At 72.0% G+C, this 23,150-nt stretch carries 25 protein-coding genes; 9 read left to right on the top strand and 16 right to left on the bottom strand.

All coding sequences use genetic code 11. The features are described 5' to 3' along the window. From ACZ6EJ_RS04595 to ACZ6EJ_RS04585, 3 genes are all read right to left on the bottom strand, one after another. Nucleotides 1-139: DUF397 domain-containing protein (locus ACZ6EJ_RS04595; protein ID WP_469264780.1), on the bottom strand; the 139-nt coding region annotated here is incomplete at its 3' end. A gap of 228 nt (nt 140-367) precedes the next feature. Then, nucleotides 368-577, bottom strand: coding sequence for a DUF397 domain-containing protein (locus ACZ6EJ_RS04590; RefSeq protein ID WP_469264577.1), 210 nt, complete (start codon nt 575-577; stop codon nt 368-370). Then, a complete protein-coding gene (locus ACZ6EJ_RS04585; RefSeq protein WP_469264575.1) occupies nt 574-1,413 on the bottom strand; it encodes a helix-turn-helix domain-containing protein in 840 nt (279 codons plus the stop codon). Before ACZ6EJ_RS04585 ends, ACZ6EJ_RS04590 begins: the two co-directional genes overlap by 4 nt. Before the next feature lie 105 nt (nt 1,414-1,518). Between ACZ6EJ_RS04585 and ACZ6EJ_RS04580 the strand changes: the two genes are divergently transcribed. The 3 genes from ACZ6EJ_RS04580 to ACZ6EJ_RS04570 all read left to right on the top strand — a co-directional run bounded on the left by ACZ6EJ_RS04580 (nt 1,519) and on the right by ACZ6EJ_RS04570 (nt 4,794). Next, complete coding sequence (locus ACZ6EJ_RS04580; RefSeq protein ID WP_469264573.1) at nt 1,519-1,779, top strand: hypothetical protein; 261 nt, start codon at nt 1,519-1,521, stop codon at nt 1,777-1,779. 362 nt (nt 1,780-2,141) lie between these two features. After that, complete coding sequence (locus tag ACZ6EJ_RS04575) at nt 2,142-2,576, top strand: hypothetical protein (protein ID WP_469264572.1); 435 nt, start codon at nt 2,142-2,144, stop codon at nt 2,574-2,576. A 121-nt stretch (nt 2,577-2,697) separates the two neighbouring features. Next, nucleotides 2,698-4,794 (top strand): WD40 repeat domain-containing serine/threonine protein kinase, encoded by a 2,097-nt coding sequence (locus ACZ6EJ_RS04570; RefSeq protein WP_469264570.1) that lies wholly within the window; start codon nt 2,698-2,700, stop codon nt 4,792-4,794. Between the two features lie 42 nt (nt 4,795-4,836). Here the strand turns inward: ACZ6EJ_RS04570 and ACZ6EJ_RS04565 are convergent, their stop codons facing one another. From ACZ6EJ_RS04565 to ACZ6EJ_RS04555, 3 genes are all read right to left on the bottom strand, one after another. Further along, nucleotides 4,837-5,535: a formylglycine-generating enzyme family protein gene (locus ACZ6EJ_RS04565; protein WP_469264568.1), complete on the bottom strand. Its 699-nt coding sequence runs from the start codon at nt 5,533-5,535 to the stop codon at nt 4,837-4,839. Nucleotides 5,536-5,692: 157 nt separating this feature from the next. After that, nucleotides 5,693-5,905, bottom strand: coding sequence for a DUF6243 family protein (locus ACZ6EJ_RS04560; RefSeq protein WP_469264779.1), 213 nt, complete (start codon nt 5,903-5,905; stop codon nt 5,693-5,695). Between the two features lie 233 nt (nt 5,906-6,138). Continuing rightward, nucleotides 6,139-7,521, bottom strand: a complete 1,383-nt coding sequence (locus ACZ6EJ_RS04555) for a glycine--tRNA ligase (protein WP_469264566.1) — start codon at nt 7,519-7,521, stop codon at nt 6,139-6,141. 229 nt (nt 7,522-7,750) lie between these two features. Between ACZ6EJ_RS04555 and ACZ6EJ_RS04550 the strand changes: the two genes are divergently transcribed. The 4 genes from ACZ6EJ_RS04550 to ACZ6EJ_RS04535 all read left to right on the top strand — a co-directional run bounded on the left by ACZ6EJ_RS04550 (nt 7,751) and on the right by ACZ6EJ_RS04535 (nt 10,961). After that, on the top strand, nt 7,751-8,752 hold the full coding sequence (locus ACZ6EJ_RS04550; RefSeq protein WP_469264565.1) for a metal ABC transporter substrate-binding protein: 1,002 nt from the start codon (nt 7,751-7,753) through the stop codon (nt 8,750-8,752). A gap of 29 nt (nt 8,753-8,781) precedes the next feature. Further along, nucleotides 8,782-9,564 (top strand): metal ABC transporter ATP-binding protein, encoded by a 783-nt coding sequence (locus tag ACZ6EJ_RS04545; protein ID WP_469264564.1) that lies wholly within the window; start codon nt 8,782-8,784, stop codon nt 9,562-9,564. Then, nucleotides 9,564-10,463: a metal ABC transporter permease gene (locus ACZ6EJ_RS04540; RefSeq protein WP_469264562.1), complete on the top strand. Its 900-nt coding sequence runs from the start codon at nt 9,564-9,566 to the stop codon at nt 10,461-10,463. Before ACZ6EJ_RS04545 ends, ACZ6EJ_RS04540 begins: the two co-directional genes overlap by 1 nt. Nucleotides 10,464-10,526: 63 nt before the next feature. Further along, nucleotides 10,527-10,961, top strand: a complete 435-nt coding sequence (locus tag ACZ6EJ_RS04535; RefSeq protein ID WP_469264560.1) for a Fur family transcriptional regulator — start codon at nt 10,527-10,529, stop codon at nt 10,959-10,961. Nucleotides 10,962-11,016: 55 nt separating this feature from the next. On the opposite strand, the gene ACZ6EJ_RS04530 is transcribed toward ACZ6EJ_RS04535, so the two are convergent. The 4 genes from ACZ6EJ_RS04530 to leuA all read right to left on the bottom strand — a co-directional run bounded on the left by ACZ6EJ_RS04530 (nt 11,017) and on the right by leuA (nt 15,333). Beyond that, complete coding sequence (locus ACZ6EJ_RS04530; RefSeq protein ID WP_469264559.1) at nt 11,017-11,838, bottom strand: isoprenyl transferase; 822 nt, start codon at nt 11,836-11,838, stop codon at nt 11,017-11,019. A 21-nt stretch (nt 11,839-11,859) separates the two neighbouring features. Beyond that, entirely contained in the window at nt 11,860-12,606 is a 747-nt protein-coding gene (recO, locus tag ACZ6EJ_RS04525) for a DNA repair protein RecO (protein WP_469264557.1), read from the bottom strand. Between the two features lie 43 nt (nt 12,607-12,649). Next, nucleotides 12,650-13,354: a TerB family tellurite resistance protein gene (locus ACZ6EJ_RS04520; RefSeq protein WP_469264556.1), complete on the bottom strand. Its 705-nt coding sequence runs from the start codon at nt 13,352-13,354 to the stop codon at nt 12,650-12,652. Between the two features lie 197 nt (nt 13,355-13,551). Next, complete coding sequence (leuA, locus tag ACZ6EJ_RS04515; protein WP_469264555.1) at nt 13,552-15,333, bottom strand: 2-isopropylmalate synthase; 1,782 nt, start codon at nt 15,331-15,333, stop codon at nt 13,552-13,554. A gap of 326 nt (nt 15,334-15,659) precedes the next feature. Here leuA and ACZ6EJ_RS04510 point away from each other — a divergent pair, with 326 nt between their 5' ends. Together ACZ6EJ_RS04510 and ACZ6EJ_RS04505 are read left to right on the top strand one after the other, a co-directional pair. Beyond that, nucleotides 15,660-16,736 (top strand): M4 family metallopeptidase, encoded by a 1,077-nt coding sequence (locus ACZ6EJ_RS04510; RefSeq protein ID WP_469264553.1) that lies wholly within the window; start codon nt 15,660-15,662, stop codon nt 16,734-16,736. Nucleotides 16,737-16,795: 59 nt separating this feature from the next. Further along, complete coding sequence (locus ACZ6EJ_RS04505; RefSeq protein ID WP_469264552.1) at nt 16,796-17,062, top strand: protealysin inhibitor emfourin; 267 nt, start codon at nt 16,796-16,798, stop codon at nt 17,060-17,062. Between the two features lie 224 nt (nt 17,063-17,286). Here the strand turns inward: ACZ6EJ_RS04505 and era are convergent, their stop codons facing one another. The 6 genes from era to ACZ6EJ_RS04475 form a co-directional block, all read right to left on the bottom strand. Further along, nucleotides 17,287-18,261, bottom strand: a complete 975-nt coding sequence (gene era / locus ACZ6EJ_RS04500) for a GTPase Era (RefSeq protein WP_469264550.1) — start codon at nt 18,259-18,261, stop codon at nt 17,287-17,289. Between the two features lie 97 nt (nt 18,262-18,358). Next, nucleotides 18,359-18,712, bottom strand: coding sequence for a cytidine deaminase (locus ACZ6EJ_RS04495; protein ID WP_469264548.1), 354 nt, complete (start codon nt 18,710-18,712; stop codon nt 18,359-18,361). A 72-nt stretch (nt 18,713-18,784) separates the two neighbouring features. Beyond that, nucleotides 18,785-19,138 carry an MmcQ/YjbR family DNA-binding protein gene (locus ACZ6EJ_RS04490; RefSeq protein WP_469264546.1) on the bottom strand — a complete coding sequence of 118 codons (354 nt, stop codon included), beginning with the start codon at nt 19,136-19,138 and terminating at the stop codon, nt 18,785-18,787. Next, nucleotides 19,135-20,433 (bottom strand): hemolysin family protein, encoded by a 1,299-nt coding sequence (locus ACZ6EJ_RS04485; protein WP_469264545.1) that lies wholly within the window; start codon nt 20,431-20,433, stop codon nt 19,135-19,137. The genes ACZ6EJ_RS04490 and ACZ6EJ_RS04485 overlap by 4 nt, the downstream gene beginning before the upstream one ends. Continuing rightward, a complete protein-coding gene (gene ybeY, locus ACZ6EJ_RS04480; RefSeq protein WP_469264543.1) occupies nt 20,430-20,927 on the bottom strand; it encodes an rRNA maturation RNase YbeY in 498 nt (165 codons plus the stop codon). Before ybeY ends, ACZ6EJ_RS04485 begins: the two co-directional genes overlap by 4 nt. Nucleotides 20,928-20,939: 12 nt before the next feature. Beyond that, a complete protein-coding gene (locus tag ACZ6EJ_RS04475) occupies nt 20,940-23,087 on the bottom strand; it encodes a PhoH family protein (RefSeq protein WP_469264541.1) in 2,148 nt (715 codons plus the stop codon). Between the last annotated feature and the right edge of the window lie 63 nt (nt 23,088-23,150).

Genomic DNA, 23,150 nt, shown 5'->3' with positions numbered 1-23,150 from the left:
CCACCGGACCGCCCACCACCTTCGAGTCACGGACCGGAACGACACCGTGCGAGGCGGCCAGATTCGCGGCCACCTCGACGCAGGCACCGCCGTTCGAGCTGTACGAGGACGTGAACCAGCGGGGGGATGCGGTGGTCACAGGGGTGCCCCTTCCTACCTCAGCGATCACGGCCGCGGAGTGCGCCCAGGCGGTGATCGGGCCTGTAGCCGATGGTAGCCAGCGGGCGACAGCCGGGCAGGAGCGCCTTTTCGGTCGATGTCCCCCGGACACCGGCCAGTTGGCGGTCGCGCGGCGCCGGAACAGCACGAAGCCCCACCATGCCCGGCACAGGACCCGGCATGGTGGGGCGACGGCGTACCGGTTTGGTCAGACGGCGCCGAACGTCCCGGCCCGCACGCCCGCCACGAACGCGGAGAACGCGGCTGCGGGGACCTCGACCATCGGGCCGTCCACCACCTTGGAGTCACGGACCGGGACGATGCCGCGCGAGGCGGCGAGGTTGGCGGCTACCTCGACGCAGTTGCCGCCGTTGTCGCTGTACGAGGACTTGCACCAACGGGGGGATTCGGTCATCACGGAGTGCCCTTTCGCAACTGGCTGATCCTGGCCACGGACGCCGCCTTCGACAGCGCCTCGCCCTGCAGTTGATGGTAGGCGGTGAGCATCGGCACCACGAGTGAGGATTCCCGCTCGACGTGCCCCTGCGACTGCGATTCGGCGTACGCGACGATGGAGCGGTCCGCCATGGTCAGCAGGTTGACCGGCAGATAGAACGCCCGGCGCGCGCCCAGGCTGAACGGGGCGACCTGGATGATCCAGTTGGGCAGCGCGGCCATCTCCTCCAGCCGTTGGAGCTGCGCGTCCATGACCTCCGGACCGCCGACCGCCTGGTGGAGGCAGCTCTCGTCCATGACGACGAACACCATGGGCGGCCGCGGCCGCACCAGGGCCGCCTGCCGCTGCGCCAGGAACGCGACGCGTTCGTCGGCCTGTTCGGCGGTGATGGTCCCGCGCTCCACGTGCCCATACGCCACGGCCCGCGCGTACTCCGGCGTCTGGAGCAGCCCCGGAATCAGGCCGACGTCGAACAGCCTGATCTCCACCGCCCGCCCCTCGTACCCCACGTACTCCGGGAAGCCCTCCAGCAGCGAGCCCTGCCGGATGTTGGCCCACTCGCGCACGAACGACTCGGCGGTGTTCGTCGTACCGAATGCCTGGTCAGACCGGCGCGAGAACCGCAGGGTTGGCGGCTTGCGAGCAGTTTCCACGGCGGAGATGTGCTGGCTGGAGTACCCGACACGCGGCGCCATCCCGTCCTGGCTCCACCCCCGCGCCTCACGAAACCGCCGGATGCGGGCCCCGTAGGCCGCCACCGGACCGCTGCCGGGGTTCAACTCCTTGCGATTGACCATGCTGTGGCCCTCCCCTTCCTTCGTTTTCGGCTAGTTGAAGGAGCTTTCACGGTAGGCCACGCTGATGCTCCACGGTAGTCAAACAGCTACGCAGAGGAGCGATAGGTGCATGGAGTGAACGCCTGTCCTAATCCCGAGGAGCCTCCGGGCCTCCCCGCCCTCGGCGCCCTCCTGGCGGACACCAGCCGCGGCGACCGGGTGGGGGAGTTCCGCGGGGTCGCCGGCCCGTACTGGTCCCTGCGCCCCGTGGGCGGCGGGGCCGAATGGGAGGCGGAGCCCCGGTACGTGCGCCCCGCCCTCGTCAGGGAGCAGCTCTGGGCCCGCACCGCGCGGCTCAACGCCCGCAGCCGGGGGGAGGTGCTGTGAAGCCCTCCCCGCCGAAACCCTCCCCGCCGTCCGGCCCCCTCGCACGCTTACGGGTCCGGGTCGTCCTCGCCCTGGGGGCGACGGAGGTACGGCTGCGGCTAGGCTTCCCCCGGATCATGTCGGCCCTCACCCCGCGCCCGCCCGGACGCCCGGAACCGTTCGGTGCGCCGGTGCGCCCGAGCCCCGGCCTCCCGCACCCGTACGGCCCCCGGCTGCGACCGCCTCCCCCGGCGACGGGCCGGACGCGGGACGGGGGCGCACCCGGCCGCCGAGGGCCCACGGGCCCACACCGCCCACCGGTCCCCGACGCACCCCACCGCCGGGGCTCCGCACCGCCCCGCACACCCCACGGAGAGACCGACGTGCTCCAGTGCACCGCCGTCACCCATGTCCCCCTCGTCGACGTGCTGGTGGCCCTCATGAGCGCGGACGACGACCAGGGGCCCCCTCCGGACACGCTCGTCCTGGACCACTTCGTCCTGTGCGAACTCGGTGAGCACGACCCGCACCCCGAGCACGCCGCGCGGCTGGGCGTCGCGGAGACCCCGGACGGCCCCGATCTGTGGCTCTTCTGGGTCGGCTCCGAGGAGCGGCGCTCCCACCGGCTCGCCACCACGCCGTGGTGCCCGGCCGTCCTCCGGCACCTCGACACGGGCACGGTGCGGCGGTGCTCGTTCTTCGACCGCCACGCCGCCGGGCACTCCTGGGAGGTGACGGACCCGCTCGGCGACCTGCTCGCCGAACGCCTGATAGCGGAGGGCGACTCCCCCGGCCCCCACGAGCCCGACGAGCCGTGACGGCCGCGATGCCCGCGGCCGGTGCCCAACGACCGCCGTCCGCGCTTCCGTTGCAGGTGTTGTGAACGTGAGGAAGGGGGGAGATCCGTTGCCGACTTTTCCTGCCTCTACCCTGTCGCCTGTGACGGAACACGGGGAACTGATAGGCGCGCGCTACCGGTTGGTCGAACCGGTCGGCCAGGGCGGCATGGGCCGGGTGTGGCGCGGCCTGGACGAGACGCTCGGCCGCGAGGTCGCCGTCAAGGAGGTCCTGCTGCCGCCCGGACTCGATGACCGGCAGCGGGAGCTGATCATCCAGCGCATGACGCGCGAGGCGCGCACCGCCGCCCGGCTCAACCACCCCGGCATCGTCACCGTGCACGACGTGGTGGAGCACCAGGGCGCCCCGGTCATCGTCATGGAGTTCGTCGCCGGCCAGTCGCTGACCGCAGCCGTCCGGGAGCAGGGCAGGCTCCCGCCGCCGCGGGTGGCGGAGATCGGCAGCACGGTCCTGGACGCCCTATCGGTGGCGCACGAGGCCGGTGTCGTACACCGCGACCTGAAGCCCGACAACATCCTGCTCACCAAAGGGCGGGTCGTCCTCACGGACTTCGGCATAGCCAGCACCGCCGACGCGACCACCGCCCTGACCGGTACGGGAACGATCCTGGGCACGCCCCTCTACATGGCGCCTGAGCAGCTCGACGGCAAGCCCGCCACACCGGCGGGCGACCTGTGGTCCCTCGGCGCGACCCTGTACACGGCCGCGGAGGGGCGGCCTCCGTTCGACGGGGCCACGCTCACCGCCCTCTACGTCGCCATCCTGACCCAGGAACCGCGCCCCGCCGAGCACGCCGGGCCGCTGGGAGCCGTCCTGTCCAAGCTGCTCGTCAAGGACCCCGCCCGGCGCGCTACGTCGCAGGACACGGCCCGCGCCTTGGCCTCGCTCCTGCCCGCTGCGCGCGCCGCCTCCGACGGCCACCAGCCCCACCGCGGCGGGACCGTACAGGACGCCCGTCCCTCGCTCGCGCCCCGACCGCGACCTGAGCCGCCCCGCGCGCACTTCGCCGACCAGCCGACCGTCACCGCCGCCCCCGCGACCGCCCCGCCCACTCCGCCGGCCCCGCCCGCCGAGCCCACGCGTCGGCGGCCGTCCCGCCGCACGCTCCTCCTCGCGGGCGTGGGCACGCTCGCCGCGGGCGCCGTACCCGTGTCGTACGCGCTGAAGAACGCGGGGCGGGGAGAGGACGACGCGGGGCGGGGCGGGGACGACGTCTCCGCCGACCCCGCCGTGCTCAACCACAGAGGTTCCGTCTACTCGGTGGCCTTCAGCCCGGACGGGAAGACGCTGGCCAGTGGCGGCACCGCCTTCGGCCAGGACAAGCAGGCGGTGCAGTTGTGGGACGTGGCCGGCGGCAAGAGCCGGGCCACCCTCACCGGCGGCGCCGGCACGATCTACGCGGTGGCGTTCAGCCCTGACGGCGCAACGCTCGCCACCAGCGGCGACAGGGGCGGGAACGGCAGGAGCGGACCCCAGGCCGTGCGCCTGTGGGAGGTGGCCGACGGCACGGTCAAGGCCGACCTCGCCGGCCACACCGGCACCGTCGTCTCCGTGGCGTTCAGCCCGGACGGCACCATGCTGGCGAGCTGCGCCCTCGGCACCGGGGGCACGTCGCTGCTGCTGTGGGACGTCGCCGGGGGCAGGGTCAGGGCCACGCTCACCGGGCACACCGACACGGTCTCCTCGGTGGCGTTCAGCCCGGACGGGAAGACCCTCGCCAGCGGGGGCGGCGACGCGACCGTGCGCCTGTGGGACGTCGCCACCGGCAAGAACACCGCCACCCTCACCGGCCACACCGACACGGTCTTCTGGGTCGCGTTCAGTCCTGACGGGAAGACGCTCGCCAGTAGCAGCAGCGGCGCCATCGACAGCTCGAACGCGCACATACGGCTCTGGGACGTCGCCGGCGGCAAGACCACCGCCACCCTCACCGGCCACACCGGCGTCATCTACTCCCTGGCCTTCAGCCCGGACGGGCAGACGCTCGCCAGCGCCAGTGAGGACAAGACCGTACGGCTGTGGGACGTCGCCACCGGCGAGAACACGACCACCCTCACCGGCCACGCCGACGCGGTCACCTCGGTGGCGTACAGCCCGGACGGTAAGACCCTCGCCGGCAGCAGCATCGGCAACGCGCGCGACCTGACGGGCGACGTGCGGCTGTGGTCGCTGGGCTGACCGGCCCCGCGCCCCCTCCGGCGGACCCCGGAGGGGCGGCCGTCACACGAGGGAGCGCGCGACGCGGAACCCCACGTCGTCGACCTGGAACGTCGGATGGCTGCGGCGTCGCGCGGAGGCGCGGCAGCTCCAGTGCTCGTCGAACCAGCCCCCGCCGCGGAGCACCCGGTAGTCGCCGTAGACCTCGGCGTCGTAGACGTCCCAGCACCAGTCCCAGACGTTGCCGAGCATGTCGTGGAAGCCCCACGCGTTGGGGCGCCGGCCGCCCACGGCGTGGACGCGCTCGCCGGAGTTGGCGCGGTACCAGGCGATCTCGTCGAGCGGCCCGTAGTGCGGCCCCGTCGTCCCGGCGCGGCAGGCGTGCTCCCACTCGGCCTCGGTCGGCAGCCGGTACCCGTCGGCGGAGGCGTCCCACACGATGTCCTCGCCACCCGCGCCGCCGGTGTCCCCCGCGCCCTCCCCGGCGAAGCGGTAGGCGGGCGTCAGCCCGTCGCGCGCGGACAGGGCGTCGCAGAACCGGGCCGCGTCCCACCAGGAGACGCACTCCACGGGCAGCCGGCCGCCCTGGGCGACGCTCGGCCGCCCGCCGGTGACCTCGGCGTACAGCGCCTGGGTCACGGGGACGGCGGCCAGCTCGTAGGACGGCAGCTCGACCGTCCACCGGCGCTGCGTCCGCCGGTCCGACAGGGCCACCCGCCCCGGCGGCACGGCGATCATCTCGTCTCCCACGAACATGTTCATGATCGGCCGATCCTACCGAGGCGCGCCGGGGCCGGGGCTCCCCCGCCTCCACGCCAGTGGGCCCGGATCACGGATGATCCGGGCCCACACGGTCGTACGGGGTGGTGCTCACGCCGCACGGACGGCGCTCAGGCCGTACGGGGCGTGCTCCGGGCCGTCAGCCCCGCGCGGAGGCGTCCGGGGCGTCGGACGCGGGGGCCGTGTCCGAGGCGGCGGCGCGCTCGCGCATCTTGCGCACCAGCTCCTGCTTCTTGTCCTCGGCGACCTTGCGGTCGGCGTCCCGCGCGGAACCCGCGCCCTGCTGTTCGGCGCGGGACAGCTTCTTGCGCTGTCCGCCGACGCCGAGGAGGTTGTTGCGGCTCTTGGCCACGGCGTTCTCCCATTCGTGGTGTGAAGTGAGGGGGGAGGTGATCGTGATCGATCCGGTGGGCGGCGGGTCGTGCGCCCGCCGCGCGCTCACTCGTAGATCTGGAAGAACGAGAACATGCCGGAAACCGTACCCCGCTCCGCGAACGCCCCGCACCAGGTTTTCCGGTCGCCGCCGACGGCGAGGCCCCCGGTTCCGCAGCCGGAACCGGGGGCCTCGCCGTCGGGAGGGGGGCGTCAGCAGCCGAGCAGGCGGGCGCCCAGGTACGCCTGGATCTGGTCCAGGGAGACGCGCTCCTGCTTCATGGTGTCGCGCTCGCGGACGGTCACCGCGTTGTCGTCGAGGGTGTCGAAGTCCACGGTCACGCAGAACGGGGTGCCGATCTCGTCCTGGCGGCGGTAGCGGCGGCCGATGGCGCCGGCGTCGTCGAACTCGATGTTCCAGTTCTTGCGCAGGTCGGTCGCCAGACCCTTGGCCTTCGGCGAGAGCTGCGGGTTGCGGGAGAGCGGCAGGACCGCGACCTTGACCGGCGCCAGGCGCGGGTCGAGCCGCATCACCGTGCGCTTCTCCATGACGCCCTTGGCGTTGGGCGCCTCGTCCTCGATGTAGGCGTCGAGGAGGAACGCCAGCATCGCGCGGCCGACGCCGGCCGCGGGCTCGATGACGTACGGCGTCCAGCGCTCGCCCTTCTCCTGGTCGAAGTAGGAGAGGTCGGTGCCGGAGGCCTTGGAGTGCGCCTTGAGGTCGTAGTCGGTGCGGTTGGCGACGCCCTCCAGCTCGCCCCACTCGCTGCCGCCGAAGCGGAAGCGGTACTCGATGTCGGCGGTGCGCTTGGAGTAGTGGGAGAGCTTCTCCTGCGGGTGCTCGAACCAGCGCATGTTCTCCTCGCGCATACCGAGGTCCGTGTACCAGTTCCAGCGCTGGTCCATCCAGTACTGCTGCCACTCCTCGTCCTCGCCCGGCTTGACGAAGAACTCCATCTCCATCTGCTCGAACTCGCGGGTGCGGAAGATGAAGTTGCCCGGAGTGATCTCGTTCCGGAAGGACTTGCCCATCTGCGCGATGCCGAACGGCGGCTTCTTGCGCGAAGTCTGCTGCACCTGGCCGAAGTTGGTGAAGATGCCCTGGGCGGTCTCGGGGCGCAGGTAGGCGACCGAGCCGGAGTCCTGGGTGGGGCCGAGGTGGGTGGAGAGCAGGCCGGAGAACTGCTTGGGCTCGGTGAAGGTGCCCTTGTTGCCGCAGTTGGGGCAGTTGAGGTCGGTGAGCCCGCCCACCGGGGGCTTGCCGTGCTTCTCCTCGTACGCCTCCTCCAGGTGGTCGGCGCGGTAGCGCTTGTGGCAGGAGGTGCACTCGGTGAGCGGGTCGGAGAACGTGGCGACGTGGCCGGAGGCGACCCAGACGTCGGGGGCCAGGATGACCGACGAGTCGAGACCGACCACGTCCTCGCGCGAGGTGACCATGTAGCGCCACCACTGGCGCTTCAGGTTCTCCTTCATCTCGACGCCCAGCGGCCCGTAGTCCCAGGCGGCCCGCTGGCCGCCGTAGATCTCACTGCAGGGGTAGACGAAGCCACGGCGCTTGCTCAGGCTGACGATGGTGTCGATCTTGTCGGCGGCCACGGTGCTCTCTTCATTGCGACGGCGAAAGTTGGACAGGGGTGGCGCGGGGCGCCTCGGTGGGGGCGGTGCTCCCACGCGGGCGGGCGAATGCCCCAGATTACCGGCGGGCGCACCCCCCGGATCAAATCGGAGGGGGGTCGCGTGATCTTCCCATCGGATCTCTCTGGCGTTCCGGGCATCTCATCAGCCTTGTTGACAATCGTTTCCACTTTTGTTGAAAATGACTGTCATGAACGTACGCCGCCTGATACCCACCACCGCCGTGGCCGGAGCCGTCGCCCTCGGCCTCACCGCCCTCACGGCCTGCTCCGCCTCCGACGCCGCGGACGGGAGCGGCGACGGCAGGCTGAAGGTGACGGCGTCGTTCTACCCGATGCAGTTCCTGGCCGAGCGGATCGGCGGCGAGCACGTCACCGTCACCAGCCTCACCAAGCCGGGCGTCGAGCCGCACGACCTGGAGCTCACCCCGCGCCAGATCGGCTCCATCAGCGAGTCCGACTACGTCCTGTACCTCAAGGGCGTCCAGCCCGCCGTGGACGAGGCGATCAAGCAGTCCGGTGTGGAGGACACCGTCGACGCCGCCACCCTCACCACGCTGGAGAACCACGGCGCCGACGTCCACGGCCACGAGGGCGAGGAGGACCACGCCCACGAGGAGGAGGGCGAGGCCCACGCCGAGGGCGACGGGCACAACCACGGCGAGGAGGGCGGCGCGGACCCGCACATCTGGCTGGACCCCCTGAAGTACGCCGAGGCCGCCGAGGGCGTCGGGAAGTCCCTGGAGAAGGCCGACCCGGACAACGCCGCCGCCTACCGGAAGAACACCACCGCCCTGGTCGCCGAGCTGGGCGAGCTGAACACCGCGTACGCCACCGGCCTGAAGACCACCGCGACCAGGACCTTCATCACCACCCACTCCGCCTTCGGCTACCTCGCCGAGCGCTACGGGCTCTCCCAGCACGGCATCGCGGGCATCGACCCCGAGGCCGAGCCGAGCCCCGCCCGCGTCCAGGAGCTGCACACCGTCGCCGAGAAGGAGAAGGCCACCACCGTCTTCTTCGAGACCCTCGCCAGCGACCGGACCGCCCGGACCCTCGCCAAGGACACCGGGTTGCGGACGGACGTCCTGGACCCGCTGGAGGGAATCACCGACGCCTCCAGGGGCGCTGACTACTTCGAGGTCATGCGGGCCAACCTGGCCGCGCTGAAGAAGGCGCTCGGCGCGAAGTGACCCGTACCCCACCCGGAGCGGAGGCGCTCATGCCGGAACGTGACACCAGCACCCGCGAGCCCGTGATCGCCCTGCGCGGCGCCACGGCCACCCTGGGCGCGCGCCCCGTGCTGCGCGGGGTGGACCTCACCGTGCGCCGGGGCGAGGTCGTCGCCCTGCTCGGCGCCAACGGCTCCGGCAAGTCCACCGCCGTACGGTCGGCCATCGGCCAGGTCCCGCTGACCGGCGGCGCCGTCGAGCTGTTCGGCACCGAGCTGCGCCGCTTCCGCCAGTGGGGCCGGGTCGGGTACGTCCCGCAGCGCACCACCGCCGCGGGCGGCGTGCCCGCCACCGTCCGCGAGGTCGTCGCCTCCGGGCGGCTGGCCCGGACGAAGCTGCGGTGGCCGGGGAAGGCGGACCGGGCGGCCGTCGACCGCGCCATCGAGCTGGTCGGGCTCGCCGACCGGGCCGGGGACTCCGTGAGCGCCCTCTCGGGGGGCCAGCACCAACGCGTCCTGATCGCCCGCGCCCTGGCCGCCGAGCCGGAGCTGCTGATCATGGACGAGCCGATGGCCGGGGTCGACCTGGCCAGCCAGGAGATCCTCGCCGCGACCCTGCGCGACCAGGTGGCCCGCGGGGCCTCCGTGCTGCTCGTGCTGCACGAGCTGGGACCGCTGGAGCCCCTGATCGACCGGGCCGTCGTCCTGCGCGACGGCTGCGTGACGCACGACGGCCCGCCGCCCGAGGCGCTCGGCCAGCACGCGCTGCCCGGCCACGACCACGTACACCCCCACGCGGCCTCCGAGCCCGTCCGGACGGGACTGCTGACCTGATGACCCTGGAATTCCTGACCCCTCCCTTCATGCAGCGGGCGCTCCTCGCGGCCGTCCTCGTCGGCATCACCGCCCCCGCCATCGGGATCTACCTGGTGCAGCGCCGCCAGGCCCTGATGGGCGACGGCATCGGGCACATCGCGATGACCGGCGTCGGCCTCGGCTTCCTGCTCTCCACCAGCCCCGTCTGGATGGCCACGGCCGTCGCGGTGGCCGGCGCGGTCGTCATGGAACTGATCCGCTGGTACGGGCACACCCGCGGCGACCTCGCGCTCGCGATGCTCTTCTACGGCGGCATGGCGGGCGGCGTCATGCTGATCAACCTGTCCGACACGGGCTCCAACGCCAACCTGACCTCGTACCTCTTCGGCTCGCTCTCCACGGTCTCCGACACGGACGTCATCGCCATCTGCGCGCTCGCCGCGTTCGTGGTCCTGGTCACCGTGGGGCTGCGCCGGCACCTGTTCGCCGTCAGCCAGGACGAGGAGTTCGCGCGGGTCACCGGGGTGCCGGTGCGGGTGCTGAACCTGCTGATCGCGGTCACGGCCGCCGTCACGGTGACCGTCGCGATGCGGGTCGTCGGCCTGCTGCTGGTCAGCGCGCTGATGGTGGTGCCGGTGGCGGCCGCCCAGCAGATCACCCGCTCCTTCCGGGCCACCTTCGTGCTGTCGGTGGTGATCGGCACGGCGGTCACCCTCTCCGGCACCGTGACCTCCTACTACCAGGACGTCCCGCCCGGCGCGACGATCGTGCTGCTGGCCATCGCGGTGTTCGTCGCGCTGACCCTGCTCGCCGCCCCGCTGGCCCGGCGCCGGGCGCGGGCGAGCGAGGCGAAGGGGGCCGCGTGCACCCTGGAGGTACCGGCCGCCCGGCGGGACGCGGACGACGTGCGGGTCTGAGGGCACGGCCCGTCCGGACTGGCACAATGGCCCGACACATACGGGCGACACGAGGAGGCACCTGTGGCCACGGCGCCGATCAGTGGCACGAACGCAGCGCCGGTACGCGGCCGGTCCACCCGGCAGCGGGCGGCGGTGGCGGCGGCGCTCGACGAGGTCGACGAATTCCGCTCCGCCCAGGAGCTGCACGACGTCCTCAAGCACCGCGGCGACTCCGTGGGCCTGACCACCGTCTACCGGACCCTGCAGTCCCTCGCCGACGCGGGCGAGGTCGACGTGCTGCGCACCTCCGAGGGCGAGGCCGTCTACCGGCGGTGCTCGACCGGCGACCACCACCACCACCTCGTGTGCCGCCTCTGCGGCAAGGCCGTCGAGGTCGAGGGGCCCGCCGTGGAGCAGTGGGCCGAGACGATCGCCGCCCAGCACGGCTACGTCAACGTCGCGCACACGGTGGAGGTCTTCGGCACCTGCGCGGAGTGCGCCGCGACCAAGGAGTGACGGACGCCCCCGGCGGCTCCGGAGTGCGCGAGCACCCCGGAGCCGCCTTCGCGCGTCACCGCGGGGCGGCGGCCTCCGCCTCCGCGGCCCCGCCGAAGCGGCGGTCGCGCTGGGCGTACTCCAGGCAGGCCCGCCACAGGTCCCGGCGGTCGAAATCCGGCCACAGAACGTCCTGGAAGACCATCTCGGCGTACGCGCTCTGCCAGATCAGGTAGTTCGAGGTGCGCTGCTCGCCGCTGGGGCGCACGAAGAGGTCCACGTCCGGCATGTCCGGGTAGTAGATGTACTTCTGGAACGTCTTCTCGTTGACCTTGGCGGGGTCGAGCCGGCCGGCGGCGACGTCCTGGGCCAGGCGCTGCGCGGCGTCCGCGATCTCGGCGCGGCCCCCGTAGTTGACGCAGAAGTACAGCGTCATGCGGTCGTTGTCCTTGGTCTGCTCCTGGGCGACCTGGAGCTCCTGGACGACGGACTTCCACAGCTTGGGCATCCGGCCGACCCAGCGGATGCGGATGCCCAGCTCGTCCATCTCGTCGCGGCGGCGGCGGATCACGTCGCGGTTGAAGTTCATCAGGAACTTCACCTCGTCCGGCGAGCGCTTCCAGTTCTCCGTGGAGAAGGCGTACAGCGAGAGGTTCTTGACCCCCATCTCGATGCACCCCTTGAGCACGTCCAGCACGACGCCCTCGCCGACCTTGTGGCCCTCGGTGCGGGGCAGGCCGCGCTCCTTGGCCCAGCGGCCGTTGCCGTCCATCACGACGGCGACGTGCCGGGGCACCAGCTCACCGGGGATCTTCGGCGGGGTCGCGCCCGAGGGGTGCGGCTCGGGGTTCTTGTACGTGCGCCGGTTGCGGCCGCCCAGTATCCCGCGTACTGCCATGAGCTTCTCAGTCTCCCTGTGTCACTTCTCTACGTACCGCAGCGAGCGCAGGCCGCGCTCCAGGTGCCAGTGCAGATAGGCGGACACCAGCCCGCTCCCCTCCCTGACATGGCGTGCCTCGCACGCGTCCGCCGTCGCCCAGTCGCCGCTGAGCAGCGCGCTCAGCAGCCCGAGGGCCTGTGCCGAGGGTACGACGCTGCCGGGGGCCCGGCAGTCACCGCAGACGACGCCCCCGGCCGCGACCGAGAAGAACCGGTTCGGGCCGGGCATCCCGCACCGGGCGCAGTCCTCGAAGCTGGGCGCGTAGCCGTTGACCGCGAGCGAGCGCAGCAGGAACGCGTCGAGGATGAGGTGGGGGGCGTGCTCGCCGCGGGAGAGGGTGCGCAGTCCGCCGACGAGCAGCAGGTACTGCTGGACGGCCGGCTCCCCCTCGTGGTCGGTGAACCGCTCGGCGGTCTCCAGCATCGCGGTGCCCGCGGTGTAGCGGGCGTAGTCGGAGACGATGCCGCCGCCGTACGGGGCGATGGTCTCGCTCTGGGTGCACAGCGGCAGCCCGCGGCCGACCAACTCGGCGCCGCGGGCGAAGAACTGCACGTCGACGTGGGAGAAGGGCTCCAGCCGCGCCCCGAACTTGGACTTGGTGCGGCGCACCCCGCGGGCGACGGCGCGGACCCGGCCGTGGCCGCGGGTGAGGATCGTGATGATCCGGTCGGCCTCGCCCAGTTTCTGCGTACGCAGTACGACGCCGTCGTCCCGGAACAAGCTCATGGGCCCATTGTCGCCCACCGGGCGGGCGGGGCGGCCGGGCCGGCTACGTGGGCGTGCGGGCGGCGGCGGCCAGCAGGCGGGCGGTGTCGTCGGCGGGCAGCTCCAGCGCGTTGCCGATCGTCGACAGCACCTGGCGTTCGGCGGCGCGGTAGGGGCCGTCGGCGAGCGCGATCCGGGCGCCCTGGAGCAGGACGGACTCCCGGCCCGCGGTGGCCAGGTGCGGGGCGAGCGGGGCCAGCACCTCGTGCAGCTCGATGGCGAGGGTCGCGCCGCACGCCTCCGCGGCCGGGTCGGCCCCGCCGTCGTGCGCGGTGTCGGCGGCCAGCACCTCGGCGACGGTGAAGAGCTGCTCCTGGGTGCAGTCGTCCAGCCCGGCGTCGCGCACGGTGGCGACCGCGGCGTCCAGCACCGTGCGGGAGGTGGTGCCGCCCGCGGCGAGGACGGCCAGGGTGACCGTGTGGACGGCCTCGCGGAGCATCGCGGAGAACCGGGTGGTGGTCGGGTGGTCCAGGACGTCCAGGGCGTGGCGGGCGCGGCAGGAGGCGCACTCGACGACGGACCCGGCCTCGCCCCGGCGGACCACCGGGACGCCGAGGACGGTGAGGCGGCGGCGGCCCGCGAGGCGCCGGTAGTTGCGGTCCCCGCCGCAGTCGGGGCAGAAGAAGGCGCCGTCGCCGACGGCGTCCCAGACGGTGCGGATGCCGCAGAAGACCGGACTCAGAGCGCGTTGTCCCTTGACTGACCGCACGTGGCACACCTCCGTAACGCTCCGGCAACACTGCCGTGTGTGGACGTGATGTTAGCCACATGGGCGACACGGCGTCAGCCTCCAGGACGTCACGGCCCCGGTATATGGCCGAACCCCGACCGCCCGTGCGGGCGGTCGGGGTCCTCGGGCCGGGCCCGCGGCGGGCCGGATTCCGTACGAAGGGGGGCCCGGCGGGGTCAGCGCGCGGCGCGGTTGACGGCGGAGACGACCGCCTTGAGCGAGGCGCGGGTGGTGTTGGCGTCGATCCCGATGCCCCACAGCACCTTGCCGTCGATCGCGCACTCGATGTACGAGGCGGCCTGGGAGCTGGCGCCCTCGCTCATCGTGTGCTCCGAGTAGTCGAGCAGACGGGCGTCGATGCCGATGGCCTGCAACGCGTCGAAGAACGCGGAGATCGGGCCGTTGCCGATGCCGGTGAGCACGGTGTCCGTGCCGTCGACGGTGGCCTCGACGGTCAGCGTGTCCCGGCCCTCGGCGTCGGTGGTGGTTTGGCCGGAGCGGATCTGCACCCGGCCCCAGCGGGAGGCGTCGTCCGGGTGGGGCAGGTACTCGTCCTGGAAGGCCGTCCAGATCTGCGTCGGGGTGACCTCGCCGCCCTCGGCGTCGGTCTTGGCCTGAATGATCCGGGAGAACTCGATCTGCATCCGGCGCGGCAGGTCCAGCTTGTGGTCGTTCTTCAGGACGTAGGCGATGCCGCCCTTGCCGGACTGCGAGTTGACCCGGATGACGGCCTCGTACGAGCGGCCGACGTCCTTCGGGTCGATCGGCAGGTACGGGACGGCCCACTCCAGGTCGTCCACGGTCCGGCCCTGGGCCGCCGCCTCGCGCTCCATGGCGTCGAAGCCCTTCTTGATGGCGTCCTGGTGGGAGCCGGAGAAGGCGGTGTAGACGAGGTCGCCCGCGTAGGGGTGGCGCGGGTGGATCTCCATCTGGTTGCAGTACTCGCTGGTGCGGCGGATCTCGTCGATCTGCGAGAAGTCGATCTGCGGGTCCACGCCCTGGGAGAAGAGGTTCATGCCCAGGGTGACCAGGTCGACGTTGCCGGTGCGCTCGCCCTGGCCGAACAGGCAGCCCTCGACGCGGTCGGCGCCGGCCATGACGGCCAGCTCGGCGGCGGCGACGGCGGTGCCCCGGTCGTTGTGCGGGTGGACGGAGAGGCAGACGAACTCGCGGCGGGTCAGGTGGCGGGACATCCACTCGAACCGGTCCGCGTGGGTGGAGGGCGTCGAACGCTCCACGGTGGCGGGCAGGTTGAGGATGATCTCGCGGCCCTCCTCGGGCTGCCAGACGTCGCAGACGGCCTCGCAGACCTCCAGGGCGAAGTCCAGCTCGGTGTCGGTGAAGATCTCCGGGCTGTACTGGTAGCCGAAGATCGTCTCCGAGCCCAGGATCTTGTCGGCGTACTCCATGACCAGCCGGGTACCGTCCACCGCGATCTGCTTGACCTCCTCGCGCGAGCCCCGGAACACGACGCGGCGGAAGGTCGGGGCGGTGGCGTTGTAGAGGTGGACCGTGGCCCGGTGCGCGCCGACCAGCGATTCGACGGTGCGCTCGATCAGCTCCTCGCGGGCCTGCGTCAGGACGGAGATCGTCACGTCCTCGGGGATCGCCCCCTCCTCGATGATGGAGCGGACGAACGCGAAGTCGGTCTCGCCGGAGGAGGGGAAGCCGACCTCGATCTCCTTGAAGCCCATCGTGACGAGCAGGTCGAACATCTCGCGCTTGCGGGCGGGCGACATGGGGTCGATCAGCGCCTGGTTGCCGTCGCGCAGATCGGTGGAGAGCCAGCGCGGCGCCACGGTGATCCGGTTGTCGGGCCAGGTGCGGTCGGGGATCTCCACGGCCTCGTAGCCGCGGTACTTGTGGACCGGCATCCCGGACGGCTTCTGGAGCTGCGTCGCGTTGGTGATCGGGGTGGGGCGGCCGACGGAATTACCGGTGGGATTCACGGTGGTCATGGCGTGGGGCTCCTCGGGTCCAGCACGGAGGGGGTCCCCCCGACTCCTCGGAAGGAGGCTCGGGGGCGGCCGACTGTGCCACTGCAGCACCAGACTCCGCGGGGAGGGGGTCGGCCTACGACTACAGGCCCTCGCCGCGGCAGCTAAGGAGAAGCAGCCCGAAACGCATGATGCCGTGAGCGTAACCGAGTGTGCTCCGGGGTGTCGGCCCGTATCAGTATGCGGGACCGGGCGACGAGGGAGGGGAAACGGTGACTCATCACTCTATTTCGTCAATCCCGGTCGCAACCGGTGACAGTGGAGTGACAGAGTGCCACAGTCGTTCTATGCACCTTCGAACCGACGACGCACGCCATCCCGTCTTCTGCACCATCGTTCCGCCCCACGTCCTGGACCACCTCGCCCGGTCCGGTGACGCCCGGCTCGCGGACCCGGCCCGCCGCACCCTGGAGGCGGACGGCCTGCGCCGCACCCGCCGCCTGATGCACGCGCGCACCGCCGCCCCGGCCGCCCCCGGCGCGGGCGCGGTCCCCGCCAAGCCCCACCGCACCCTGTACGACTGCGAGAACGGCACCGCCCTGCCCGGCCGCCGGGTCCGCGGCGAGGGCGACAAGCCCACCTCCGACGCCAGCGTCAACCGCGCGTACGCCGGACTGGGCGCCACGTTCGACCTGCTGCTCTCCGCGTACGGGCGCAGCTCGATCGACGGCAAGGGCCTGCCGCTGACGGGCTCCGTGCACTACGGCCAGGAGTACAACAACGCGTTCTTCGACGGCGAGCAGATGGTCTTCGGGGACGGCGACGGCGAGGTCTTCCTCGACTTCACCGTCGCGGTCGACATCATCGCCCACGAGTTGGCCCACGGGCTGACGCAGTACACCGCCAACCTGCGCTACGAGGGCCAGTCCGGCGCGCTCAACGAGTCCGTGTCCGACGTGATCGGCTCGCTGGTCAAGCAGTACTCCCTGGGCCAGAGCGCCGAGCAGGCGGACTGGCTGATCGGGGCGGGGCTGCTGGCGGACCGCGTCAACGGGGACGGGCTGCGCTCGCTGAAGGCGCCGGGCACGGCGTACGACGACGACGTGCTCGGCAAGGACCCGCAGCCCGCGTCCATGGCCGACTACATCGAGACGGAGGAGGACAACGGCGGGGTCCACCTGAACTCCGGCATCCCCAACCGCGCGTTCCACCTCCTGGCCACCGCGCTCGGCGGCAACGCCTGGGAGCGCGCCGGGCAGATCTGGTTCGACGTGCTGACCGGCGGCGAGCTGACGGCCACCGCGGACTTCGCGGAGTTCGCCCGGCTGACGGTGGCGGCGGCGGGCGACCGCTTCGGCGAGGGGGACGAGCGGGAGGCGGTCCTGAAGGCATGGTCGGAGGTGGGCGTCCCGACACGGGCGTGAGCCGGACCGCCCGCGAGGCGGGGTTGAGCGCCCGCCCGGCCCCCGATAGACAGGACCCCATGCGTATCCAGGTCAGCCGGACCGGCGGCTTCGCCGGCATCGCCCGCACCCATGAGGTCGACACCGAGGGGCGGGCGGACGCCGCGGAGTGGCACGCGCTCGCCGAGGCGGCGCTCGACTCCGCCGCCCGGACCCCGCCGCCGGGGACGCCGGACGGCTTCCGCTACCGCATCACCATCGACGACCGCACCGTGCACTGCGCCGACCCCGACCTGACCGAGGCGCAGCGCACGCTGGTCTCACGCGTCCTCAAGGAGGGCGCGTGAGACCGGTGGCGGGGTGAGGACAGGGCGCGGGGGGCGGCGCGGCCGCGCCGCCCCCCGGACGGGGCCCGGCTCCGAGCGCGGCGCGCGCGGTCCCGGCCCGGCTCGGCGCTCCGGCCCGCGCAGTCGTTTCGGGCCCCCGCGGCCGTCCCCGCGCCCCTCAACCCCAGGGGCCTCAGCGGCTCCGCACGGCCGCGCCGCCCTCCGACCGGCCGACGGGGCCCGGCTCAGAACCCCAGCTTGCGCAGTTGCTTCGGGTCGCGCTGCCAGTCCTTGGCGACCTTCACGTGCAGGTCGAGGAAGACCGGCGTGCCGAGCAGCGCCTCGATGTGCTTGCGCGACTTGGTGCCGACGTCCTTCAGCCGCTGGCCCTTCGGGCCGATGATGATGCCCTTCTGGCTCGGCCGCTCGATGTAGACGTTGGCGTGGATGTCCAGCAGCGGCCGGTCCGCCGGGCGGTCCTGGCGCGGCAGCATCTCCTCGACGACGACCGCGATGGAGTGCGGCAGCTCGTCGCGTACGCCTTCGAGCGCGGCCTCGCGGATCAGCTCCGCGACCATGACCATCTCCGGCTCGTCCGTGAGGTCGCCCTCCGGGTAGAGCGGCGGGCTCTCGGGGAGCAGCGGGGCGATGAGGTCGGCGAGCAGGCTCACCTGCTGGTCCTTGACCGCCGAGACCGGCACGATCTCGGCCCACTCGAAGCCCAGCTCGTCGGCGAGCGCGGAGACGGCGATGAGCTGCTCGGCGAGCGTCTTGGAGTCGACCAGGTCGGTCTTGGTGATGATGGCCATCTTGGGGGTCTTCCTGATCCCCGCGAGCTCCTTGACGATGTACTTGTCGCCGGGGCCGAGCTTCTGGTCGGCGGGCAGGCAGAAGCCGATCACGTCGACCTCCGCCCAGGTGGTCCGCACGACGTCGTTGAGCCGCTCGCCCAGGAGGGTGCGCGGCTTGTGGAGGCCGGGGGTGTCGACCAGGATCAACTGCGCGTCGTCGCGGTGCACGATGCCGCGCACCGTGTGCCGGGTCGTCTGGGGGCGGTTGGAGGTGATCGCCACCTTCTGACCGACGAGAGCGTTCGTGAGGGTGGACTTGCCGGCGTTGGGACGGCCCACGAAGCAGGCGAAGCCGGCCCGGTGGGGGGAGGTGTGCTCCGCCTGCTGGGCAGCGGCTTCTTGGTTCGGTCGAGCGCTCATGGCGACCATTCTCCCCGATCGCGGCGGCACTGCCGCACAGTGGGCCGCGCCCGCCCCCCGCGGGACGCCTCCGGACGTCCGCGCACGGGGTCGGCGGCGCCCGGTCTCAGCCCGCCGTCGCGCGGAGCCGCAGCGCGCCGTCCGGGCCCGCGAGCAGCACCGGTGTCCCCGCTCCGCCCAGGTCCCGCACGGCGGCCAGGTCGTCCGCGGAGAGCTCCCCGGCGGCGGAGACGACCGCCGCGGCCTCCAGGGACGTCGCGCCGCTGGCCACCGCCATGGCGACGGCGGTCTGCAGGGCGCTCAGCTTCAGCGACTCCAGCGCCACCGTGCCCGCGACGTACGTACGCCCCGTCTCGTCCCGTACGGCCGCGCCCTCGGGCACCCCGTTGCGGGCGCGGGCGCTGCGCGCCAACGTGACGATCTTGCTGTCCTCGGCGTCGAGGCCGGTGGTCTCAGTCATGGCACGAGCATACGAAGCGCCCGGCGGCACGGGGACGCTCACCCCCGCGCCACCGGGCGCTGCCCGGCCGTCCTACGGTCGGTCGAGCCGCAGCCGCCGCGCCTTGGGGAGGCCGGCGACCACCGCGTCGTAGGAGTCCTCGATCAGTTCGCGCAGCAGCTTCTCCGGGACGCCGGAGACGGTCACCGTGTTCCAGTGGCGCTTGTTCATGTGCCGGCCGGGGACGATCGCGGGGTACGCCGCGCGGAGCCGGACCGCCTCGTCGGGGTCGCACTTGAGGTTGACCGTGAGCGGCCGCGCGTCCAGCGCGGTGAGGGCGAAGAGTCTGCCGCAGACCTTGAAGACCGAGGTCTCCGGGCCGAACGGGAACTCCTCCACGCTCGCGTCGAACCCCAGGCAGAAGGCGCGCAGCCGGTCGGGCGTCATTCCTCGTCCTTCTCCTCGGCCGCCTGCTCCTCGGGCTCCACCAGCACCGTGACGATCTTGTTCCGGCGGCCCGCCGGGGACTCGGCGGTCAGGCGGAGCCTTCGGCCGTCGGGGAGTTCGACGACGGCCGAGGCGCCGGCGATCGGGACCCGGCCGAGCGCCTTGGCCAGGAGGCCGCCGACGGTCTCCACGTCCTCGTCGTCGTACTCGTCGAGCCCGAAGAGGTCCCCGAGGTCGCCGATGTCGAGCCGTGCGGTGACGCGGTAGCAGCCGCTGCCGAGCTCCTGGACGGGCGGCAGCTCCCGGTCGTACTCGTCGGTGATCTCGCCGACGATCTCCTCCAGGATGTCCTCGATGGTGACGATGCCCGCCGTGCCGCCGTACTCGTCGATGACGACCGCGACGTGGCTGCGGTCCCGCTGCATCTCGCGCAGCAGGTCCCCGGCGTTCTTGGTGTCGGGGACGAACGCGGCGGGGCGCATGGCGGTGGAGACCGGGTCGCCCTCGGCCTCCCGGTTGATGTGCGTCTTGCGGACCAGGTCCTTGAGGTAGACGATGCCGAGGACGTCGTCCTCGTTCTCCCCGGTGACCGGTATCCGCGAGAACCCGGAGCGCAGGGCGAGGGTGAGGGCCTGGCGGACCGTCTTGTACCGCTCGATGCAGACGAGGTCGGTGCGCGGCACCATGACCTCGCGGACCAGGGTGTCGCCCAGCTCGAAGACCGAGTGCACCATGCGGCGCTCGTCGTCCTCGATGAGGGACTCCGCCTCGGCGAGGTCCACCATGGCGCGCAGCTCGGCCTCGCTGGCGAACGGCCCCTTGCGGAACCCCTTGCCCGGCGTCAGCGCGTTGCCCACGAGGATCAGCAGTTGCGGGATGGGTCCCATGATCCGGGCCAGCGGCAGCAGCACGTACGCCGAGGCCGTCGCGGTGTTCAGCGGGTGCTGGCGGCCGATGGTGCGCGGGGAGACCCCGATGGCCACGTAGCTGACGAGGACCATGACGCCCATCGCGACGGCCAGCGCCTCCCAGGTCTCGGGGAACTCCTGGAGGCAGGCGTAGGTGACGAGCACCCCGGCCGACATCTCGCAGGCGACCCGCACCAGCAGGGCGACGTTGAGGTAGCGGGTCGGGTCGGCGGCGATCTGCGCCAGCTTCGCGCTGCCGCGGCGGCCGGAGCGGACCGCCTCGTCCGCCCGGAAGCTGGAGGTGCGGGCGATGCCCGCCTCCGCGCAGGCGGCCAGCCAGCCGACGACGACCAGCAGCACGACGCCGACGACCAGGGGCGCGCTCACGAGACGGTGGGGGCGGGGGAGGCGCCGGTGAGCCCGCGCTCTCCCCGCCAGCCGTCCACGATCGCGGCCTGGAGACCGAACATCTCGGCCTTCTCGTCCGGCTCCTCGTGGTCGTACCCCAGCAGGTGCAGCACTCCGTGGACGGTCAGGAGTTGGAGCTCCTCGTCCATGGAGTGCTGGGTCGGCGCCTCCTCGCCCTGCTTCTTCGCGACCTCGGGGCAGAGCACGATGTCACCGAGGAGTCCCTGCGGGGGCTCCTCGTCGTCCTTGGCCGGCGGGCGCAGCTCGTCCATCGGGAAGGACATGACATCGGTCGGGCCCGGCAGGTCCATCCACTGGATGTGCAACTGCTCCATGGCCTCGGCGTCCACCACGATCACCGAGAGCTCGGACAGCGGGTGGATCCGCATCCGGGCCAGCGCGTAGCGGGCGATGTCGAGGATCGCCTGCTCGTCGACCTCGGTTCCGGACTCGTTGTTGACGTCGATCGACATGGTGCGCTGCGACTACTTCCCGTTGCGACGGTCGCGTCGGCCGTCCGCCCGGCCGTCCGCCCGACCGTCTTGCTGACCGTCTCGGCTGTCGTACTTCTCGTACGCGTCGACGATACGGCCGACGAGCTTGTGCCGGACGACATCCTGGGAGGTGAGGCGGGAGAAGTGGACGTCGTCCAGGCCCTCCAGGATCTCCTGGACCTGCCGCAACCCGCTCTTGGTGCCGCTCGGCAGGTCGACCTGGGTGATGTCACCGGTGATGACGATCTTGGAGTCGAAGCCGAGGCGGGTGAGGAACATCTTCATCTGCTCGGCGCTGGTGTTCTGCGCCTCGTCGAGGATGATGAAGGCGTCGTTGAGCGTGTTGTGCGTCAGCAGGTAGTCCTGGGTGACGTACAGCGAGTCCTCCGCCGCAACCTGGATGCAGACCGCCTCTTCGCGTCCGGCCGGCTCGATGCTGTCGATGAACCGCATCGGGCGTCCGCCGCCCCCGGCCGCGCGGTACTTCTCGGCCTTGCGGGCGAGGCGGAAGGGCTCGATGCCCTCGGGCAGACGGATGTCGACGATGTGGGCGTCGTAGCGGTGGTGGACGGCCCGTCCCCGGGCCAGCCCCGGCGCCCGGCCCTCCGCCGGCCGGCGGCGCGTGTACGCGACTCCTCCGAGCGAGCGCACCAACGCGATCACATCGTCGCGCAGAAGGATCGAGGAGGTCGAGTACTGAACGCGGCAGGTCCGGTCCGACTGGGTGACCGGGCCGCCGTCGGCGTCCAGAAGACCCTGGAGCACCGCCAGGCGGACCTCGGCCGCATTGTGCAGATAGGCGTCCGGAACGAACTTCGAGCAGGACCGGGTCCCGAGGAGGTCCAATTGCCGCAGGGCGGCGGTGACGGGATTCTCCAGGGTCACCACGTCACCCGGCGCCTTCGTGCGGTTCAGCACGTAGTCCGGCCCGCCCTTGTGCCGCAGGGTGACGCCGGTGAGCGCTCCCTGCAGAGCTTCGACGAGCTCAGGATCCGCGGTGGCGAACGACGGCGTGGTGGAGCCGGTGAGACAGCCGTCGCCGAGCAGCAGGCCCAGTGCGTACGGGTCCATCGGGACCTCGCGCTCCGGGAAGCTGACGGGCGCGGTCAGCATCGGCAGCTCGTACCGGCGCGCGTGCGCCGCGCGGAGGTTGCCGATCATCTCCTTCGTCTCCAGGACCCTCCACGGCTTGTCCCTGCGGCGGTCGGAGGCGGTCCGGACCGTCCACAGGTGCTCGCCGCAGCACAGGGTCCAGGAACCGTCCTGCGCGCTGACGCGGTAGATGTCCTTCTCACCCTGCGGGTACACCCCGAGGACAGGGGTCGGCTCACCGTTGGAGCCGATGACGAGGTCGCCCACCGCGAGGCTGCCGATGGGGCGCCAGCCGTCGGGGGTCAGCACCTTGGTGAAGACGGGTTGCGCCCTGCCCCGCATATATGCAAGTGGCGCGACCTCGATCGTGCCCGCCGCCATCAGGCGCGGGATCGAGTCGGGGTCGAGCATGTCGTGCAGGGCGTCGTAGAGCGGGCGGAGATACGGGTCGATCTTGTCGAACAGGGTGCCCGGCAGGAAGCCGAGCCGCTCCCCCGCCTCGACCGCGGGGCGGGTCAGGATGATCCGGCTGACCTGCTTGGCCTGGAGGGCCTGGACGGCCTTGGCCATGGCGAGATAGGTCTTGCCCGTGCCGGCGGGGCCGATGCCGAAGACGATCGTGTGCTGGTCGATCGCGTCGACGTACCGCTTCTGGTTGAGCGTCTTGGGGCGGATGGTGCGACCGCGGTTGGAGAGGATGTTCTGGGTGAGCACCTCGGCGGGCGTCTCGCCGGCGGGGCCCGCCGTCCCGTCGCCGCTCGCCCTGAGCATGGCGATCGACCGTTCCACTGCGTCCTCCGTCATCGGGGCTCCGGTGCGGAGCACGAGCATCATCTCGTCGAACAGGCGTTGGATGAGAGCGACGTCGGCGGCCTCGCCCGTGGCACTGATCTCGTTGCCCCGGACATGGATGTCGGCCGCCGGGAAGGCCCTTTCGATCGCGCGCAACAGTGAGTCGCCCGATCCGAGGAGCATCACCATGGGGTGTGCGGCCGGGACCCTGATCTGGGCGCTCGCCTGCGGCTGCGGTATGGGTGAGTGAGTCATGGGCCGGCCCTATGGCCTGCGCATACCTCCCGTTGCAGGGTTCTCGCTGCTCGACAACCTCTG

This window comes from Streptomyces sp. NPDC041970 (assembly GCF_055588985.1).
Note: the sequence above shows the minus strand (reverse complement) of the source record. Positions and strands in the feature narration are given on the sequence as shown.

Bases quoted from the DNA above. Each gene is read 5' to 3' on its own strand.
- ACZ6EJ_RS04585 (WP_469264575.1), bottom strand. From the start codon at position 1,413: ATGGTCAATCGCAAGGAGTTGAACCCCGGCAGCGGTCCGGTGGCGGCC.
- ACZ6EJ_RS04565 (WP_469264568.1), bottom strand. From the start codon at position 5,535: ATGAACATGTTCGTGGGAGACGAGATGATCGCCGTGCCGCCGGGGCGG.
- ACZ6EJ_RS04550 (WP_469264565.1), top strand. From the start codon at position 7,751: ATGAACGTACGCCGCCTGATACCCACCACCGCCGTGGCCGGAGCCGTC.
- ACZ6EJ_RS04545 (WP_469264564.1), top strand. From the start codon at position 8,782: ATGCCGGAACGTGACACCAGCACCCGCGAGCCCGTGATCGCCCTGCGC.
- ACZ6EJ_RS04540 (WP_469264562.1), top strand. From the start codon at position 9,564: ATGACCCTGGAATTCCTGACCCCTCCCTTCATGCAGCGGGCGCTCCTC.
- ACZ6EJ_RS04530 (WP_469264559.1), bottom strand. From the start codon at position 11,838: ATGGCAGTACGCGGGATACTGGGCGGCCGCAACCGGCGCACGTACAAG.
- recO (WP_469264557.1), bottom strand. From the start codon at position 12,606: ATGAGCTTGTTCCGGGACGACGGCGTCGTACTGCGTACGCAGAAACTG.
- leuA (WP_469264555.1), bottom strand. From the start codon at position 15,333: ATGACCACCGTGAATCCCACCGGTAATTCCGTCGGCCGCCCCACCCCG.
- ACZ6EJ_RS04510 (WP_469264553.1), top strand. From the start codon at position 15,660: ATGCACCTTCGAACCGACGACGCACGCCATCCCGTCTTCTGCACCATC.
- ACZ6EJ_RS04505 (WP_469264552.1), top strand. From the start codon at position 16,796: ATGCGTATCCAGGTCAGCCGGACCGGCGGCTTCGCCGGCATCGCCCGC.
- era (WP_469264550.1), bottom strand. From the start codon at position 18,261: ATGGTCGCCATGAGCGCTCGACCGAACCAAGAAGCCGCTGCCCAGCAG.
- ACZ6EJ_RS04495 (WP_469264548.1), bottom strand. From the start codon at position 18,712: ATGACTGAGACCACCGGCCTCGACGCCGAGGACAGCAAGATCGTCACG.
- ACZ6EJ_RS04490 (WP_469264546.1), bottom strand. From the start codon at position 19,138: ATGACGCCCGACCGGCTGCGCGCCTTCTGCCTGGGGTTCGACGCGAGC.
- ybeY (WP_469264543.1), bottom strand. From the start codon at position 20,927: ATGTCGATCGACGTCAACAACGAGTCCGGAACCGAGGTCGACGAGCAG.
- ACZ6EJ_RS04475 (WP_469264541.1), bottom strand. From the start codon at position 23,087: ATGACTCACTCACCCATACCGCAGCCGCAGGCGAGCGCCCAGATCAGG.